Annotated in this window: 15 protein-coding genes; 6 read left to right on the forward strand and 9 right to left on the reverse strand. The window is 63.2% G+C overall.

The annotated features are described in order from the left end of the window. A complete protein-coding gene (locus NDJ82_RS05295) occupies window positions 1-1,338 on the forward strand; it encodes a dihydroorotase (RefSeq protein ID WP_250925047.1) in 1,338 nt (445 codons plus the stop codon). Here NDJ82_RS05295 and NDJ82_RS05300 read toward each other — a convergent pair. After that, window positions 1,335-1,856: a DUF3617 domain-containing protein gene (locus NDJ82_RS05300; RefSeq protein WP_112192808.1), complete on the reverse strand. Its 522-nt coding sequence runs from the start codon at window positions 1,854-1,856 to the stop codon at window positions 1,335-1,337. The two genes, NDJ82_RS05295 and NDJ82_RS05300, sit on opposite strands and share 4 nt — an antisense overlap. Before the next feature lie 130 nt (window positions 1,857-1,986). Here NDJ82_RS05300 and cls point away from each other — a divergent pair, with 130 nt between their 5' ends. After that, window positions 1,987-3,426, forward strand: a complete 1,440-nt coding sequence (cls, locus tag NDJ82_RS05305) for a cardiolipin synthase (RefSeq protein ID WP_099586097.1) — start codon at window positions 1,987-1,989, stop codon at window positions 3,424-3,426. Window positions 3,427-3,473: 47 nt separating this feature from the next. On the opposite strand, the gene cfaB is transcribed toward cls, so the two are convergent. The 8 genes from cfaB to hflK (NDJ82_RS05345) form a co-directional block, all read right to left on the reverse strand. Further along, window positions 3,474-4,658: a C17 cyclopropane fatty acid synthase CfaB gene (cfaB, locus tag NDJ82_RS05310; protein ID WP_250925048.1), complete on the reverse strand. Its 1,185-nt coding sequence runs from the start codon at window positions 4,656-4,658 to the stop codon at window positions 3,474-3,476. Window positions 4,659-4,744: 86 nt separating this feature from the next. Next, window positions 4,745-5,533: an HvfC/BufC N-terminal domain-containing protein gene (locus NDJ82_RS05315; RefSeq protein ID WP_250925049.1), complete on the reverse strand. Its 789-nt coding sequence runs from the start codon at window positions 5,531-5,533 to the stop codon at window positions 4,745-4,747. Further along, complete coding sequence (gene bufB, locus NDJ82_RS05320) at window positions 5,524-6,369, reverse strand: MNIO family bufferin maturase (RefSeq protein WP_112192812.1); 846 nt, start codon at window positions 6,367-6,369, stop codon at window positions 5,524-5,526. The genes NDJ82_RS05315 and bufB overlap by 10 nt, the downstream gene beginning before the upstream one ends. Before the next feature lie 64 nt (window positions 6,370-6,433). Beyond that, window positions 6,434-6,685 (reverse strand): BufA2 family periplasmic bufferin-type metallophore, encoded by a 252-nt coding sequence (gene bufA2 / locus NDJ82_RS05325; RefSeq protein WP_099586101.1) that lies wholly within the window; start codon window positions 6,683-6,685, stop codon window positions 6,434-6,436. Between the two features lie 117 nt (window positions 6,686-6,802). Further along, window positions 6,803-8,689 carry a cation-translocating P-type ATPase gene (locus NDJ82_RS05330; RefSeq protein WP_099586102.1) on the reverse strand — a complete coding sequence of 629 codons (1,887 nt, stop codon included), beginning with the start codon at window positions 8,687-8,689 and terminating at the stop codon, window positions 6,803-6,805. Then, complete coding sequence (gene hflK, locus NDJ82_RS05335) at window positions 8,686-9,720, reverse strand: protease modulator HflK (protein ID WP_099586103.1); 1,035 nt, start codon at window positions 9,718-9,720, stop codon at window positions 8,686-8,688. Before hflK (NDJ82_RS05335) ends, NDJ82_RS05330 begins: the two co-directional genes overlap by 4 nt. Further along, window positions 9,717-10,706, reverse strand: a complete 990-nt coding sequence (gene hflC, locus NDJ82_RS05340) for a protease modulator HflC (RefSeq protein WP_371926585.1) — start codon at window positions 10,704-10,706, stop codon at window positions 9,717-9,719. The genes hflK (NDJ82_RS05335) and hflC overlap by 4 nt, the downstream gene beginning before the upstream one ends. Window positions 10,707-10,715: 9 nt before the next feature. Then, window positions 10,716-12,620 carry a protease modulator HflK gene (gene hflK, locus NDJ82_RS05345; protein WP_250925050.1) on the reverse strand — a complete coding sequence of 635 codons (1,905 nt, stop codon included), beginning with the start codon at window positions 12,618-12,620 and terminating at the stop codon, window positions 10,716-10,718. A gap of 316 nt (window positions 12,621-12,936) precedes the next feature. Between hflK (NDJ82_RS05345) and NDJ82_RS05350 the strand changes: the two genes are divergently transcribed. Genes NDJ82_RS05350 through NDJ82_RS05365 form a run of 4 tightly spaced genes read left to right on the forward strand, consistent with a single transcriptional unit; the run spans window position 12,937 to window position 17,053 of the window. After that, window positions 12,937-13,554, forward strand: coding sequence for a CDP-alcohol phosphatidyltransferase family protein (locus tag NDJ82_RS05350; RefSeq protein ID WP_099586106.1), 618 nt, complete (start codon window positions 12,937-12,939; stop codon window positions 13,552-13,554). Window positions 13,555-13,564: 10 nt separating this feature from the next. Further along, a complete protein-coding gene (locus NDJ82_RS05355) occupies window positions 13,565-15,319 on the forward strand; it encodes a bifunctional alpha/beta hydrolase/class I SAM-dependent methyltransferase (RefSeq protein WP_250925051.1) in 1,755 nt (584 codons plus the stop codon). Between the two features lie 2 nt (window positions 15,320-15,321). Beyond that, the gene (locus tag NDJ82_RS05360; protein ID WP_250925052.1) at window positions 15,322-16,620 is read left to right on the forward strand and encodes a phosphatase PAP2/dual specificity phosphatase family protein; all 1,299 of its coding nucleotides are present in this window, start codon (window positions 15,322-15,324) and stop codon (window positions 16,618-16,620) included. Further along, complete coding sequence (locus NDJ82_RS05365; protein ID WP_122306941.1) at window positions 16,610-17,053, forward strand: hypothetical protein; 444 nt, start codon at window positions 16,610-16,612, stop codon at window positions 17,051-17,053. The genes NDJ82_RS05360 and NDJ82_RS05365 overlap by 11 nt, the downstream gene beginning before the upstream one ends. Window positions 17,054-17,056 lie beyond the last annotated feature (3 nt).

Below are 17,056 nucleotides of genomic sequence, written 5' to 3' on the forward strand. Positions count from 1 at the left end.
ATGAGCCGCCTGCTGATCCGCAACGCCCGCCTGGTCAATGAAGGCCAGATTTTCGACGCCGATGTGCTGGTCGCCAATGGCCGTATCGAGAAGATCGCCAGCAGCATCACCGGCTGCAATGCGCCGCTGGCCATCGACGCCAAGGGCCAATGGCTGCTGCCGGGCATGATCGACGACCAGGTGCACTTTCGCGACCCCGGCGCGCCGGACAAAGGCAGCTTTTACAGCGAGTCCCGTGCGGCGGTGGCTGGCGGCATCACCAGCGTGATGGACATGCCCAACACCAACCCGGCCACCCTTAACCTGGAAGCCCTGGCCGATAAAAAGCGTCGTGCGGCCCTGCACTCGGTGGCCAACTACGGCTTTCACTTTGGGGTGAGTAACGACAACCTCGACACCGTCGCGGCCCTCGACCCCTGTGAAGTGGCCGGGGTCAAAGTGTTCATGGGCGCTTCCACCGGCAATATGCTGGTGGACGATCCACGGATTCTGGAGCGCCTGTTTGCCGAAGTGCCGACCATCCTGCTGGCCCACTGCGAACACACGCCAAGTATCCAGGCCAACGAACTGCGCTTGCGCGAGCGTTTCGGCGACAACATCCCCGCCGTCGCCCACCCGCTGATCCGCGATGCCGAGGCCTGCTATCGCTCGTCGTCTTTCGCGGTGGAGTTGGCAAAGCGCCACGACACACGCTTGCATGTGCTGCACCTCACCAGCGCCCGGGAACTGGCACTTTTCGACGACAAGCCCCTGGCGCAAAAACGCATCACCGCTGAAGTCTGCATCCATCACTTGCTGTTCGATGACCGTGACTATCACCGCCTCGGCCATCAGATCAAATGCAACCCGGCGATCAAGACCCGCGCCGACCGCGACGCGCTGCGCCAGGCGTTACTGAGTGATCGTCTGGATGTGATTGGCACTGACCATGCGCCGCATACCTGGGCGCAAAAACAGCTGGCGTATCGTGAAGCGCCGTCAGGGTTACCGCTGGTGCAACATGCGCTGCCGGCGTTACTGGAGTTGGTGGCGGACGGCCTGCTGCCGCTGACTACGCTGGTCGCCAAGACCAGCCACCGGGTCGCCGACCTGTTTGCTATCCCGGACCGCGGTTATCTACGCGAAGGGTATTGGGCCGACCTGGTGCTCATCAAACCCGAGCCCGAAGGCAAGCCGGTGAGCGAAGAACCGATCCTCGCCCGCTGCGGCTGGACACCTTTTGCAGAACGCAGCTTTCGCCACAGCGTCAGCACCACCCTGGTCTCCGGCCACCTGGCCTGGCACAACGGCCAGGTGGTCGACAGCTGCCAGGGTTTGCCGCTGCATTTCTTGCGTTAGGCGCGGGGTTTGACCGTGCCGCAGTCGTTGCCCAACCACTGCGCGTGGGTGTCCAGGCTGCCCTTCTGCTGAATGCCGGTGGCATTGAAGGTGCCGTTGACGGTGGTGGTGAATTCTTTCTGGCTCTGGAAAGTGGCGACACCGGTGCCCTGGGCTTTCGGGCAACTGAAGCGGAATTTCCACTGGTTGCCGGTCTTGTCGGTCACCTCCTGTTTGCAACCCGATTGCGGGTCGGTCAGGGGGATCGAGTCAGACGCGACCTGCGCCGGCGTCAGGCACACCTGCACGCCTTTGCCGGCCATGGTGATGCCCTGTTTTTCGAGCATGGCACGTTGTTCAGGGGTCATTTGTTGCTTGAGCTGACCGAGGATCAGGGACAAGTCCGGCAGGTCCTGGTTATCGACTTTCATATTGCTGGTGGTCAATTCCCACAAGCCCGGCGCCAGCATCTGCGCCTGCGCTGCCACCGGCAGCGACAAACCAACAACCAAGGACAAGCAGAGCAGACGAGCATTCATCGGGTAACTCCTGAGCAATTGTGGGCGTTAGACGCTGCAAAGGCGCCAGTGTTGCACGCCAAATAAAATAGCGACATTCACAGCCGAACATGGTCTGTTAGGCATTGGATTGCCTGGAGTACCGACGTCCATGGATTTCTTCGGCCCGCACCTGCTCGCCTACGTCATCGCCACACTGCACTTTCTCGGGACTCTCGCCGCGATCCACGCGGTGTTGACCGTCAGGACCGCCCAAGGCTCGATCGCCTGGGCCTTGTCGCTGATGTTCATGCCCTACCTCACGCTCATTCCCTACCTGATCTTCGGCCGCAGCACCTTCGACGCCTACATCCAGGCCCGTCGCCAGGCCAACCAGGAAATGCACACCGCCATCACCGAGCTGAACTGGCGCCCCTGGGTCGAAGAAGCCCTGGCCGCGCGTAACTCCAGTGCCTACGCTTCTTTGCGCGCCATGCCCAAACTGGGCCGTATGCCGTGCCTGGCCAACAATGAAGTACGCCTGCTGGTGAATGGCGACGCCACCTTCAGCGCGATCTTCGACGCGATCCGTACCGCCAGGACGGCCGTGCTGTTCCAATTTTTCATCATTCATGACGACCAACTTGGCCGGCAACTTCACGCGCTGCTGAAGGAAAAAGCCGCCCAAGGCGTGAGCATCTACGTGCTCTACGACCGCATCGGCAGCCACGCCCTGCCCCATCGCTACGTGCAATCGCTGCGCGACGCCGGGGTGCAGGTCAAGGCTTTCGCGACCCGCAGTGGCTGGCTCAACCGCTTCCAGGTCAACTTCCGCAACCATCGCAAAATCGTGGTGGTGGATGGCATCACCGGGTTTGTCGGCGGCCATAACGTGGGGGATGAATACCTGGGCAAAAAACCGCCGTTGGCGCCGTGGCGCGATACCCATGTGCAGGTGAAGGGCCCGGTGGTGGCGTGCCTGCAAGAGTCGTTTGCCGAAGACTGGTTCTGGGCGGCGCGGGAACTGCCGCCGCTGATTCTGCCGGACGCCTACCCCGAAGACGGTGTGCTCTGCCAATTGCTCGCCAGCGGCCCGGCCGATCCGTATGAAACCTGCTCGCTGTTTTTCGTCGAGGCCATTCACGCAGCGACCGAACGGGTGTGGATCACCAGCCCGTATTTCGTCCCCGACGAAGCCGTGTTTGCCGCCCTGCGCCTGGCGGTACTGCGCGGTGTGGACGTCCGCCTGCTGCTGCCGTCGCGGCCGGATCACCGCATTGTGTATGCCGCCTCCAGCCTCTACGCCATCGAAGCCGTGCGCGCCGGGGTGCGAGTGTTCCGCTACACGCCGGGGTTTCTGCATCAGAAGGTGGTTTTGGTGGACAGCGAAATCAGCGCCATCGGCAGTGCGAATATGGACAACCGCTCGTTCCGGCTGAATTTTGAAGTGATGTTGCTGACCGTCGATGAAGCCTTTGCCAAAGAGGTGGAACAGATGCTGCTGGATGACTTCGCACAGGCCCATGAAGTCAGCCAGGAAGAAAGCCGCGAAACCCGGCGCCTGCAACAACTGGGGATGCGAGTGGCGCGCTTGATCTCACCCATCCTTTAACCAGATAACACAAAACAAAATGTGGGAAGGGGCAAGCCCCCTCCCACTCAGCGGTACAGATCCTCCCGCGTCCACGGCAGTTCATGGCTGCCATCGGCATGGGGCTTGACCGCCAGGATCTGGTGCAGGTTGATCCAACCCCGTGCAAACGCATAGGCGCAACCGGCCAAGTACAAGCGCCAGATACGCAACGCCTGCTCCGGCACCATCTTCGCCGCTGCCTCCAGGTTGTCTTCCAGCCGCTCGCTCCAATGGTCCAGGGTGCGGGCGTAATGCAGGCGCAGGCTTTCGACGTCGACCACTTCCAGCCCGACTTCGCTGATTTCGGCGGTCATCATCGCCAGGTGTGGCAGTTCACCGTTGGGGAACACGTAGCGCTCGATAAATTCACCTGCGCCACGGCCCACCGGGCGGCCGTCGGTGTGCTTGGCGGTGATGCCATGGTTCATCACCAGGCCGCCTTCACGCACGGCGCCGAACAGGGTCTGGCAGTACTGCGCCAGGTTGGCGTGGCCGACGTGTTCGAACATGCCCACGCTCACCACTTTGTCGAAACGGCCATCCTGGGGCAGGTCGCGGTAGTCCAGCAGTTGCAGGTCGATCTGGTCGTCCAGGCCCTCGGCGCTCACCCGCTCCCGAGCCAATGCCAACTGCTCCTTGCTCAAGGTGATACCAAACACCTTCACCCCGAATTCCCGCGCCGCAAAACGCGCCAGCCCGCCCCATCCGCACCCGACGTCGAGCAAATACTCGCCCGGCTGCAAGCGCAGTTTGCGGCACAGGTGGCGGAATTTGTCTTGTTGGGCCTGGTCGATGGATTCGCTGCCGGTTTCGAAATAACCGCAGGAGTACGCCATGTCCTGGTCCAGCCACAGCTGGTAGAACGCGTTGGACAGGTCGTAATGGTAGGAAATGGCCGCGGCGTCGGTGGCCTTGTCGTGGATCGAGCGCACCGGATGACTGCCACCGTCGTCCTCGACTAGAGCATGACTCAGCTCATCACACACCCGGATCACTTCGCTGATAGAGCCTTCCAGCTCCAGTTTGCCCTCGACGAAGGCTTCGCCCAATGAGTCGAGCGTGGGATGGGTCAGTTGCGAGACGACCGTGGGGTCCTTCACCACGATGGTCACACTGGGCTCGGGGCCCAAGTTGAATTCATAGCCATCCCAGAGTCGCAGACGCAGCGGTAGCTGAAGATTCTGTAAGGCCGGTGGAAGTTGCGCGAGCATGAGTAGTCCCCCCTTGTTTCAGACGTCTGAAATGAGGGTAGACCATCCCAATAAAAGTAGGAGGCTATCGATTTGATAGCCCGCTTCTATGGAGCTCGGCGCTGGAGCAGACCGTCCTGGACCCACTGTTTCAGCCATGTAACAGCCTGCAGCGGCGCACCCTCTGCATAAGTGACTGCCAGTTGCTCGCACAGTTCTGCGAAGGTCCAACCGGTCGTCACCATGCCGGACAATGCGAAGGCCTCTGCGGGTTCCAGGCTGCGGTAATGGCACACATGCAGATGGCGCCACACCAGGCAAATCTGTGCGAGGTCCAAGCTGTGGCTGTCGGGGAAGTCCGAGCCATCCTTGCTGGCACGCCAGATGGCGACGCTGTTGAAGTGGCACAGTCGCTGTTGCACGGACGGCATCAGGGTGACTTGCAAACCCGGCCAATCCTCAGGCGGCAGCAGCGCCATGTCATTCAGGGTCAGCGGTTGGCCTTCCAGCGCATCGAACGCCAGGGTGAAGGCCCACTCCAACTGGGCCAGCTCCGCCAACGGTGCACTTTGTTCGGCCACCAGATGCTCGTGGATAAACGCCGGCAAGCGCTCGCCGAGCCAACGCAGGCTGTAATGGGCCGACGGATAACGGCGTACATACGCGTGGGTCAGCGCCGCAAACTCATCATCCCCCAGCCAATACAGAATGGCGCTGAAGTCATGCCGCAACACCTCCTGCAACCGTGCGATATAGGCGTTGTGGTAGATCGCCAGGCCCGTGTCCACATCCAGCGTTGGCCCGCCGAGTAAGGTCGCGGCGAAGCCACTGTTGGCATCCGGCGTTTGCGCTAATAAATGCTGTTCGAAGGCCAACTGCCAATCGGTCAGGCGCATAGCGCTCTCCTGGCCAAGGCCGTGGCGCCCAGTTCGCGGGCTTTGCTCAACTCGGTGAGCAGCTCCTCGAATGGCGGAAAATGGTCATCGCGCTCCAACAATGTCGAGACCGGCCCCAAATGCTCCAGCGTCTGTTGATACAGCGCCCACACCGGATCACATACCGGGTGGTCGTGGGTATCGACTACGTAGTCGCCATAGTCCATATGCCCCGCCAGATGCAGCTGGCGAATGCTATCGGGCGGCAAGTTGCGGATAAAGGTCCAGGCATCGAAGCCATGGTTGCGCGAACTGACGTACACATTGTTCACGTCCAACAACAACTGGCAGCCCGACAGATGGGCCAGGGCGTTGAGGAATTCCCACTCGGTGAATTCATCCGACTTGGCGCGCACATAACTGGAGACGTTTTCCAACACCAGCGGGCGCTGCAGTACGTCCTGCACTTGGCGAACGCGGCTGGCGACGTGATAAAGGCTTTCTTCGGTGTAAGGCAGGGGCAGCAGGTCATGCAACTGGTGCGCACTGCCGCGGCTCCAGCACAGGTGATCGGAAACCCACGCCGGCTGGATGCGCTCGGCGAGCTGTTTGATTTGTTTCAGGTAATCGATATCGAGGGCGTGCGGCCCGCCGATGGACAGGGACACGCCGTGCATGACCAAGGGATAGCGCTCGGCTATCGCGTCCAGGAAGTACAAGGCTTTACCACCCTGCACCAGATAATTTTCGGAGATCACTTCGAACCAATCCACGGCCGGCGATTGTTCAAGGATCTGCTGGTAGTACTCACTGCGTAAACCCAGGCCGTAACCCAGACTTGGAAGGGAAGCGGACATGACTGACTCCTGGGAAAGTGTCCGCAGCGCAGGGGGCTAGCGCTGCGGTTGCACTCGTTGCCGGTTATTCGCCGACTTTGCCGCCAGCCGCGTCGCACGCTGCCTTGGTCATGGACTTGAAGCCGTGGCCCTTGCAGACCGCTTGGCCTTTGCAGGCGTTTTCAGCGGTCTTGCAGTCGTTCATGCCTTTGCAGGAGGTCACACCGTAGCAGTGCACTGGCGCGTCAGCCGCTTGTACCTGGGTGGCAACACCGGCAAACATGGTAGCGGCGGCCATCGCCAGAGCAGCACCAGCAGCAGCGGATTTAATGTTCATTGTTAAAGTCCTCATGATCGGTAGGGGTGTCGGTCTGAACGGATTGCTCAGTCTCGACACACCACTAGAGTGAGGCCCCCCGACGGCGTTACAGCAGTGTGCAAAGATTTCTGAAAATTATTCGTCGAGCTTCAACAGCGGTTCGTGGAAGCGCAGCAAACGCCCGGCGTTTCCCAACACCAGCAACGTGCTGAGGTTGTGCAGCACCGCCGCGATCATCGCGCCTGCGGCACCCAGCCAGCCAAACGCGGCGAACACCACAATCGCCAGCGTCCAGCCCAGACCGATGATCACATTGACCTGCAACGTGTGCCGGCATTGGCGACTCAAGCGCACACAGGTGCCCAGGCGGCGCAGGTCGCTGCCGATCAGCACCACGTCCGCCGAGGCCAGCGCGATGTCTGCCCCGCCCGCCCCCATCGCTACGCCAACCACCCCAGCCTTGAGCGCCAGGGAATCGTTGATCCCATCGCCCACCACCATCGGCCGGAAGCCGCTGCCGATTTCCCCCAGCACGCGGTTGAGCTTGTCCTCGGGCAACGCCTGGGCTTCGACATCGCTGATGCCCACGTCCAGGGCCAGGCTGTCGGCCACGCTTTGGCGGTCGCCCGTCAGCAGCAATTGGCGGCCCAGGCCCAGCTCGCGAAGTTCTTGCAGGGCCTGGCGGGCTTCCGGCTTGACGCTGTCGGCCAACAGCAGCCAGGCGAGAAATTGCCCGTTCAGCGCCAGCCCGGCAATCGGGCCGTCATGGTTGGGCACGCCCGTGGTGGCAATGCCCAACTGCGCGAACAACTCCGGCCGCCCAAGGGCCGCTTCGCCCTGCTCTGTGTGTGCCACGACGCCCAGGCCCTGGCGTTCGCGAATATCCGTGAGCGCCAGCATTTGGGCCTGAGTCGCCAACCCCGCCAACGCGCGGCTGACCGGGTGGCTACTGGCCGAACCAAGGCTGGCCGCAAGGTTTAGCAGCGCCTGGCGATCGGTCGAGGATGTCTCGATGGACTGCAATCGCAGCGTGCCATAGGTCAGCGTGCCGGTCTTGTCGACCACCAGTGAGGTCAAGTCCGCCAGCTCTTCCAGGAACGCCGAGCTGCGAATCAGAATCCCATGACGCGCCGCCACCGCGATCCCGGCAATCGCCGTGGCCGGTGCCGACAGCACCAACGCACACGGACACGCCGCCACCAACACGGCGAGCATCGCCTGGGCATCGTTGGTCACAAACCAGGTGACCGCCGCCAGCAGCAGCACCAGCACCATATAGCTGCCCGCGTAGCGCTCCAGCAGCCGCGTGATCGGTGGCTTGGACCGCTCAGCGTTCTGCATCAACGCGATGACCTTGCCCAAGGTCGACTCGTTGCCGGTGCGCGTCACTTCAAGACGCAGCAGGCCGTCGAGGTTGATCGCACCGCCAAATACCTGCACACCCACGCTCGCCTCCAAGGGCACCGACTCGCCGGTGATCGGCGCCGTGTCCAGGCTCGCCTGGCCGGACAACACCACACCGTCGGCGGGCACGCGGTCACCGGCACGCACTTCGACGATATCGCCGGTGTTCAACGTACCGTTATCCACCTCGACAATGCTGCCGTCGGCCTGCACCAACCGCGCATGGCTGCGGGTCAGCTTGCCCAGAGCATGGATCGCTTCCTGAGAGCCGATCACGCTGCGCTCTTCCAGCACATGGCCGAAGATCATAATGATCGGCAGCAACGCCGCCGTCAGCAGATCGCCGGTGGCCCAGGCGCCGAGCATGGCCAAGGCGATAAGTTGATCGGTGATCCCATGCAAACTGGGGAACCGCAGGCTGTACCACGCCGAACGCATCACCGGCACGGCCACCAGCAGCGATGCCACGCCCAGCAGCAGCTGACTGACGCCCGTCTGGTCCGGCGCCAGCCAGCGCCACACCAGGCCCAGTACGAGCAAGCCCAGCGCCAGCATGGCCAGGGTCAATTGCCGGGCAGCGCTGCGCTGCTCGGCGGAGGTCAACATAGGTGCGCTCATTGCTCGGCTCCCTGGATGATCAAGCGGGAGTCGTCTTTAGGGTCGACCGTGGTCACGGAACCCGCCTGGCCGAGAATCCTCGGCAGGCGCTCGCGGTACAGCCGCAGCAGCAAACCCGGGTCTTTGACCTGGGCGAGGCTGGCGACCGTGGCGGTTTGCGCCTTGGCACTGGCCAGGCGCTCGCTGGCCTGGGCGTGGGCAACCTGCACCACACGATCCGCTTGCTGATTGGCGGTTTGGGTGAGTTTTTCCGCTTCGGTGCGCGCATTGGCCACCGCTTTATCGGCTTGCTGACTGGCCGTCAGCACCGCATTGAACGCATTCACCGCCGGGCTCGGCAGGCTCGATTGCACATCAACGCGAGTGACTTCGATGCCCAGGCCCAGACCGCTGGAGGTCAACTCCGACAGCCGCTTATTGATGCCTTGCACCAGGTCACCGCGCAAGCGTTCCCGCCGTTCGGCGGCGCTATTGTCGGTGCCGATCAGTTCCGGACGCGCCACCAGAATCGTGTCCAGATCCCGCGCCGCCGTCAGGGCCACGGCGCTGCGCGTGACCAGCCGATCCAAGGCCGGCAACACATGCTCGCCCTGCAACACAAAGGAATACGGTTCGGTGACCTTGTAGAACACCCGCACATCCAACTGCACCACGCCGGCATCGCCGGTCAGCAGGTAACCGGAACCGGCCAGCGCATCGCTCAGCGGCGTGGCGAAGCTGGCCACGCGGTCAGCCTGCACCGCCGCCTCCGAACGCAGCAGGTTTTCCACCCGCCGCTCGATCACGCGGTCGGCAGCCGGCAGCAACACCACTTGCTCAAAGGGCTGCGGCCAGGCCAACAGCAAGCCAGCATTCTGGATGCGGTCAAGGGCGCCGAAGTGCAGCACCACGGCGCGGTTCTGCGGGTCGATCTGGCGCACATTGGAAAATGCCCAGGCCAAGGCCGCCAACACGGTCACCGCGTACAGCGCCATGAAGGTCAGGCGCCCGGCCTGGATCCACGGGCTGTCCGGGCTGTCACGCTCGGTCATGGCTGGACGTCCTTCGGCCCGTCCACCAGTGCGCGAAACGGCGCGGCGTCGGTGCGCAGGATGATCTTGGTGCCCGGCGTCACCACGGTGCCCAAGGTATCCAGCGAGCGCAGCAAGTTGTACAGCTGAGGATTGCCGGCGTAGGCCCGCCCGTAAATCTGCGCGGCCTCGACTCGCGATTGGGCTTCGATATCGGCGGCTTTGACTGTGGCGTCAGCCTGCACGATCCGCGCGTCGCGCTCGGCGGCGGAGCGGATCTGCGCTGCTTCGCGCTTGCCCACGGCGGTGCGTTCGGTGGCGATGGTTTCGCGCTCGGCACGCATGCGGTCGACGGTGGCGGTGAGGGTCACCGACGGCAGCGTCAGGCGCTCGATGCCGACCTGGGCGACGCGCACGCCGTAGGTGGTGAGCAATTGTTGATCAATCTGCTGGCGCAATTGCGCTTCGAAATCGGCGATGCGCACTTGGCTGGCATCCGTATTGATCAGGCTGGACAGATCAAAACTGGCTGCCGTGGTTTCCAGCGCCGAGCCGACGAAGGTGCGGATCTGCCGCGCCGCCTCATCCGGCTGATTTTGTACTGCACGCATAAAGCGCTGCACATTGTCGGCATCGCCTTGCACCTGCCACGCCACATAGGCCTGCACGATGATGCGCAGGCCGTCGCGGGTGCCTACGTCCTGCAAGCCGCTGGAGGTCGTGCGCAGGCGCAGGTCCACCGGGATCGCCGCCTCGAACGGCGCCGGCCAGCGCCAGCCCAGACCCGGCTCCAGCAGCACCCGCGACGGGTTGCCGAACCGCGTGATCACCGTGGCTTCGCCGGAACGCACTTGCACCAGGCTGGCCGCTGCGACCGCAAACAACACCAGCAACGCGGCCCAGGCCATGCGCCGCCAAGGGAAAGGGCCAGCAGCGTGCACGTCACCGTGGTGGTGGTGGCCATGATGATGGTGATGACCGTGATCGTGAGAATGAGCGCTCAACAGACAGACTCCTTATTGAACGGCTTTACGCGGCAGCGACGGATCGGCCGGCAAGGTAAAAGAACGCAGATCGATCGTCGGTGCGCCATCGGCGCCCAGGCGATGATCCAGAATCAGCAGCCTGGCGTGGGCCAGACCTTGGCTGAGTTGGCCGAGGTACTGTTCCAGCACGAAGGCTTGGCCGGCGCTGGCGTAGGCCTTTTGTTCGGCGGTGAAACGCAGGTTGGCCGCCTGGGCGCCGGCATTCACTTCGTGGGCAGTCGCCGTGGCTTGATCGCGGGCGGTGCTGGCTTGCAGCAGGGCTTGGTTGGTCTGCTCGCTGGCCGCGCCACGTTCGCGGGAGATCAGGGCCTGGGCACCGATCTGCGCGGCTTGCACGCCGTGATAGGCATTGGCGGCGCCGGCCGGTGGGTGGATGGCTTCGACCACGGTGGCGAGGATTTCCACACCACTGTGGAGCTTGCGCAAATCCGCCTGCACGGCGCGGCCCACTTCGTCAGCCAGGCTGGTGCGTTGCTCGCCGAGCAATTCGTCGAGGGTGCGCGAAGCAAAATCGTGCACGAGGATGCGGCTGGCGGTGCTGCGGATCAGGCTCGGCACGTCCGCGCTGTTATAGGTGGCGGCCAGCGCAGCCTCGTCGGTCAGGCCGATGCGGTAGACGAAGCGCACATCCATATTGACGATCTGGAAGCCCTGTTTGTCGCCGCTGCTGCTGGCGATGACCTGGGATTTGTCGTTCACGTGGCTGGCGTCCCACAAGCGATTGGCAATCAACGGCGCCGGGCCTTCCGCTGCGGCCAGCTCGGGCGAGGCGGCTTCGCTGACGCTGGTGGCCAGTTCGTGCACTACGCCGTTTTCCACCTTGATCACACGGCCCAACGGCCACGGCAATCCGGCATGCAGGCCAGGGCCGAAGACCTGCACCGGTTTGCCGAAGCGCTCATAAATCCCACGGCCTTGCAGGGGCACTTCATGCACGCCGGTCAGCGCCCAGCCGACCGCCAGCACCACCAGCAGCACCGGCCAAAATGCGCGGCGCATGTAGGTAAAGGCCCAGATTTGCCGCAGGTCGATGCCGAAGCGGTTGTGCAATTCGTGCTGCAACGCCAGCAAAGGTTGTGGCGGCCAGCGCAGCAACCCGGCGATAAAACTTTGCGCCATCAGCCGCGGTTCGAGGTGCGGTTGGCGTGGGCTGAACAGTGACAGCGCGCCTCTGAACAGAAACTCCACCGCCACCAGCGCCGGCAGCAGCCCCATCAACACCGCCAGGCGCAACGGCCAGACAGACTCGGCGCCAGCAAACAGCAGGCACATCGCGCTGACCACCAGGCAACTGATCGCCACCCGGCTCACCTGCGCCAGTTGCGAAGCTTCCGGCCATTGCGCGGCGGTTTCCTGGGCCAGGCGTCGTTCGAACACCAGCAAGCCAAACGCCAGGGCCAAAGCCAGCGCGGCGCCGATGCTGGCGGATTGACCGACAGCTGCAGCCGGCAACGCCAGGTTCCAGAACTCGACGATGCTGACCAGCGCCAGCAGCGACCAACCCGCGAGCCAAAGCACGGGCGTGCCGATCTGTCCGACCAAGCGCCCTGCCAGGCGTGCATAGCGACTTGTTTCTTCCTGCTTCAATTCAACCGTCGGCGCTTCAAGCGCCTGGGCGCGCCAATCGGCTACCCACCACGCCGACTGCAGGCAGGCCACCAGCACCAGCAACGCCGAGGCGCAGTTGATCAGCACCACCGGCCAGATCGACACCGGCGCAAACAGCGCGACAAACAACGCCAGCACCCAACCGCCTACGGCCAGGACCGTCAGGCCGATACCGGCCTGGCGCAACCGACGGGCATGGAACAGCCCCTGCTGAAAACGCGGCAGGCCTTCAACCGAAGCGCCGTCAGCTTCTAGATCCACTTGCATCCCGACACGCCCGCTTGCACATAATTCGTTACGATATAACACGGGGCGTGAAATTTTTGTTCGATGAACAGCGTTTTAAGCGGTACATCGATCCAATGTGGGAGGGGCTTGCCCCCGATAGCGGTGGGTCAGCGCCACATAAGTGACTGACACACAGCGATCGGGGGCAAGCCCCCTTCCACATTTGTCCTTCAGTGCTCTCCAGATCGTGACTAAACCCCCATAAACACGCGCCATCACTGGTGAACACCGTGATTAATCGGCACACTCCAAGCCAGTTTTTCGCGGGCTCACGGACAAGGAAGCGTCACCCCCCATGATTTCGATCTATCAGCTCAAACCGCGTTTTCAAAACCTGCTGCGCCCCCTCGTGCAGCGCCTCTACGACAACGGCACCACCGCCAACCAGATCACCGTGCTGGCCGGGGTGATTTCCCTGCTGGTGGGCCTGCTGATCGCCAGCTTCGCCCACCACCTGTGGCTGTTTGCGCTGATCCCGCTGTGGATGATTGCGCGCATGGCCCTCAACGCCATCGACGGCATGCTCGCCCGTGAATTCGGCCAGCAATCGCGCCTGGGCGCCTACCTCAACGAACTGTGCGACGTGATCGCCGACAGTGCGCTGATCCTGCCCTTTGCACTGATCCCCGGCGTGAGCCTGGCGCCGGTGTTGCTGGTGGCCTTGCTTGCGGTGTTCAGCGAATACGCCGGTGTGCTCGGGCCGATGGTCGGTGCATCGCGGCGCTACGACGGGCCGATGGGCAAGAGTGATCGGGCCTTTGTACTCGGCGTGCTGGCCACCGGTGTAGCGCTGGGCTGGCTCGGCGCGGGTTGGGTCGACACGGTGATGTGGCTGGTCGCCGCCCTGCTCGCCTACACCCTGGTCAACCGCGTACGCCAAGGCCTGAAAGAAACCCCTTCCCCTTCTGCATAAGGATTTTGCGATGCGCGAACAGCAAGCACACACTTTCAGCACCCATGATGGCGTCGAGCTTTTTTACCGACACTGGCCGGCCACTTCCCCTGCGGAGGGCGAGCCACGCCAGGCGATCGTGCTGTTCCATCGCGGCCACGAGCATTCGGGGCGCATCGCCCATCTGGTCGATGAGCTGAACCTGCCCCAATTCGACTTCTTCGCCTGGGACGCCCGCGGCCACGGCCAATCCCCCGGCGAGCGTGGCGACAGCCCCAGCTTCGCCACCAGCGCCCGCGACGTGCAGACCTTCTGCGACCATATCGGCGCCACCTATGGCATCGAAGAGGAAAACTTCGCCGTCATCGCCCAAAGCGTCGGCGCGGTGATTGCGGCCACTTGGGTCCACGATTACGCGCCGAAAATCCGTGCGCTGGTGCTCGCCTCGCCAGCGTTCAAGGTCAAGCTGTACGTGCCGTTCGCCCGTCCGGGCCTGGCACTGATGCGCAAGTTTCGCGGCAACTTTTTCGTCAACAGCTACGTCAAGGCCAAGTTCCTCAGCCATGATCCGGAGCGGGTGGCGTCCTACGACAGCGATCCGCTGATCACCAAGGCCATCTCGGTGAATGTTCTGCTGGGCCTGTACGAAGCGGCCGACCGGGTTGTAGCCGACGCCCAGGCGATCCAGGTACCGACTCAACTGCTCATCTCCGGCTCCGACTTCGTGGTGCATCGAAAGCCCCAACAACAATTTTTCGACCGCCTTGGCAGCCTGAAAAAAGAGCTGCACATCCTGCCCGGTTTCTTCCACGACACCCTTGGCGAACGTGACCGCGCCGTGGCGGTGAGCAGCGCCCGGCGCTTTATCCTGCAAAACTTTGCACACCCGCTGGACCGCGCCTCCCTGCTCGACGCCGATAAACTCGGCGCCACCTGCGCCGAGTCCGAATCCCTCGCCGCGCCGCTGCCGCGCAATTCCCTGCGCGACCTGTACTGGCGCATGACCCGCGCCAGCATGGGCCTGGGCAAGAACCTGTCGGATGGGGTGAAACTGGGCTTCGACACCGGTTTCGACTCCGGCAGCACCCTGGACTACGTGTACCGCAATACGCCCACCGGCAAGGCCGGCCTGGGGCGGATGATCGACACCAACTACCTCAATTCCATCGGCTGGCGCGGCATCCGCCAGCGCAAGCTCAACGTCGAGGAACTGCTGCGCCTGGCGATGGCCAAGCTGCGTGGCGATGATCGCGAAGTGCGTATCGTCGATATCGCCGCCGGCCACGGGCGTTACATCCTGGAAGCCTTGCAGGGCGTGTCGCCGCTGCCGGAATCGATCCTGCTGCGCGACTACAGTGACATCAACGTGCGCGACGGTGGCGCGTTGATCCGCGAGAAAGGCCTGGGAGACATCGCGCAATTCGTCAAAGGCGATGCATTCGACCGCGCCGATCTGGCCGCTCTGGACCCCAAGCCGACCTTGGCCGTGGTGTCCGGGCTGTATGAATTGTTTGCCGATAACGCCATGGTCGGCGGTTCCCTGGCCGGCCTTGCCGAAGCCGTGGAGCCCGGTGGTTACCTGGTGTACACCGGCCAACCGTGGCACCCGCAACTGGAACTGATCGCCCGCGCATTGACCAGCCACCGCCAAGGCCAGGCCTGGGTGATGCGCCGCCGCAGCCAGGCAGAAATGGATCAATTGGTGGAGGCCGCAGGTTTCCGCAAGATCACCCAGCGTGTGGATGAGTGGGGCATCTTTACCGTGTCCCTGGCACAGAAGATCTGAACATGCGCGAACCCGGTTTGTTGAAACCCGCAGTGCTGTGGCTGCTACTGCTGGCACCGCTGTTTTTCAGCACCTACGGCTTTGCCACGTGGGTCACCAGCCAGCGCAGCGACGTGGGCACGCTGGTGTTCGGCTGGGAAACCCATATGCCGTTCTGGGCCTGGACCATCGTGCCCTACTGGTCCATCGACCTGCTGTATGGTTTCTCGCTGCTGCTGCCGAGCACCCGTCACGAACTCAAGCAACATGCGCTGCGCCTGCTGAGTGCCCAAGTGATTGCGGTGAGCTGCTTCCTGATCTGGCCGCTGCGCTTCACCTTCGAACGGCCGGAGCTGGATGGCGTGTTTGGCTGGCTGTTTGCGGTGCTGGCGGGCTTCGACAAGCCGTTCAACCAGGCACCGTCGCTGCATATCGCGCTGCTGGTGATTTTGTGGGTCATGTTCCAACGTCATACCCAAGGTTTCTGGCGCTGGCTGGTGCATGGCTGGTTCGCGCTCATCGGGATTTCGGTGCTGACCACTTATCAACATCACTTTATCGACTTACCCACAGGCGCCCTCGCCGGTTGGCTATGCGTGTGGTTGTGGCCGCTGGAACATCCGAGCCCGCTGCTGAATGCACGACTTGCCCGAGATGCGAAGCGCTGGCGGCTGGGCGTGCGTTACGGCTTGGGCGCGCTGGCGTTGATCATCCTGGCCTTTAGCCTTGGCGGATGGTGGCTGTGGCTGCTGTGGCCAGCGGTTTCCCTGGGGTTGGTCACGGCGAATTACTGCGTGCTGGGGGCTGCGGGTTTCCAGAAGCGCGCCGATGGCCGGCTCACACCCGCCGCTCGCTGGTTGTATGCGCCCTATCTGGTGGGCGCCTGGATCAATTCCCGGCTGTGGACACGCAAACATCCACAGCCTGACCGGGTTGTGGATAACGTTTGGCTGGGGCGGATTCCTACCGCAAAGGAGCAGGGTTCGTTCAGCGCCATCGTCGATCTCTGCGCCGAACTGCCGATTAATCCACAGGACCGCGCCTATCAATGCATTCCCGTGCTGGACCTGATCGCACCGACACCCGCCGAATGCCTGCAAGCGGCTGAGGCCATCGAACGCCTGCGTGCAAGCGGCTCGTTGCTGGTGTGCTGCGCCCTGGGCTACTCACGCAGCGCCACTGCTGTCGCCGCGTGGTTGTTGCACAGTGGGCGAGCCACCACGGTGGACCAAGCGCTGACTATTATTCGTACAGCGCGGACCGATGTGGTCCTGCACCCCGCTCACCGTGAAGCGTTGGAGGGTTTGCCCCATGCCCGCTGATATGGAACTCCAGGTCGTCGCCAGCCTGCTGCGTCGCGGCCGCTCGCTGGATCAGTTATCCACAGGCTTGACCGTGGCCGGTGTGTTGTTCGGCCTGGCGCAATTGCTGATGCCGAGTGTTACGCCGATCTGCCTGTTGCTCAGCCTGTGGATGATCATCCTCGGGCTGCTGCAAAAGTACTGGGCGCTGCGTGTGGCCTTCGACGCCGACCTGTTCGCGTTGCTGGCCCGTGATACTGAGCGCACCGCCGACCTCGACCAGGCGCTGCAAACCCTCGGCCTGCAATCGCCCAAGCGTGCCGGCCGCCCCTGGACCGAGCGCCGTCGCGGCGCCCTCAAACTGTTGCGCAAACAAGCCTGGCTGCTGGGCGCGCAAGCGCTGCTGACCCTGGGCGTGATCCTCGCCAGCCCTTGGCTGCCTTTCGCCGGATAAGGA

It is taken from the genome of Pseudomonas sp. SR18 (assembly GCF_023701505.1).
GTDB classification, from domain to species: Bacteria; Pseudomonadota; Gammaproteobacteria; order Pseudomonadales; family Pseudomonadaceae; genus Aquipseudomonas; species Aquipseudomonas cyclaminis.

Bases quoted from the DNA above. Each gene is read 5' to 3' on its own strand.
- NDJ82_RS05295 (WP_250925047.1), top strand. From the start codon at position 1: ATGAGCCGCCTGCTGATCCGCAACGCCCGCCTGGTCAATGAAGGCCAG.
- NDJ82_RS05300 (WP_112192808.1), bottom strand. From the start codon at position 1,856: ATGAATGCTCGTCTGCTCTGCTTGTCCTTGGTTGTTGGTTTGTCGCTG.
- cls (WP_099586097.1), top strand. From the start codon at position 1,987: ATGGATTTCTTCGGCCCGCACCTGCTCGCCTACGTCATCGCCACACTG.
- cfaB (WP_250925048.1), bottom strand. From the start codon at position 4,658: ATGCTCGCGCAACTTCCACCGGCCTTACAGAATCTTCAGCTACCGCTG.
- NDJ82_RS05315 (WP_250925049.1), bottom strand. From the start codon at position 5,533: ATGCGCCTGACCGATTGGCAGTTGGCCTTCGAACAGCATTTATTAGCG.
- bufB (WP_112192812.1), bottom strand. From the start codon at position 6,369: ATGTCCGCTTCCCTTCCAAGTCTGGGTTACGGCCTGGGTTTACGCAGT.
- bufA2 (WP_099586101.1), bottom strand. From the start codon at position 6,685: ATGAACATTAAATCCGCTGCTGCTGGTGCTGCTCTGGCGATGGCCGCC.
- NDJ82_RS05330 (WP_099586102.1), bottom strand. From the start codon at position 8,689: ATGAGCGCACCTATGTTGACCTCCGCCGAGCAGCGCAGCGCTGCCCGG.
- hflK (WP_099586103.1), bottom strand. From the start codon at position 9,720: ATGACCGAGCGTGACAGCCCGGACAGCCCGTGGATCCAGGCCGGGCGC.
- hflK (WP_250925050.1), bottom strand. From the start codon at position 12,620: ATGCAAGTGGATCTAGAAGCTGACGGCGCTTCGGTTGAAGGCCTGCCG.
- NDJ82_RS05350 (WP_099586106.1), top strand. From the start codon at position 12,937: ATGATTTCGATCTATCAGCTCAAACCGCGTTTTCAAAACCTGCTGCGC.
- NDJ82_RS05355 (WP_250925051.1), top strand. From the start codon at position 13,565: ATGCGCGAACAGCAAGCACACACTTTCAGCACCCATGATGGCGTCGAG.
- NDJ82_RS05360 (WP_250925052.1), top strand. From the start codon at position 15,322: ATGCGCGAACCCGGTTTGTTGAAACCCGCAGTGCTGTGGCTGCTACTG.
- NDJ82_RS05365 (WP_122306941.1), top strand. From the start codon at position 16,610: ATGCCCGCTGATATGGAACTCCAGGTCGTCGCCAGCCTGCTGCGTCGC.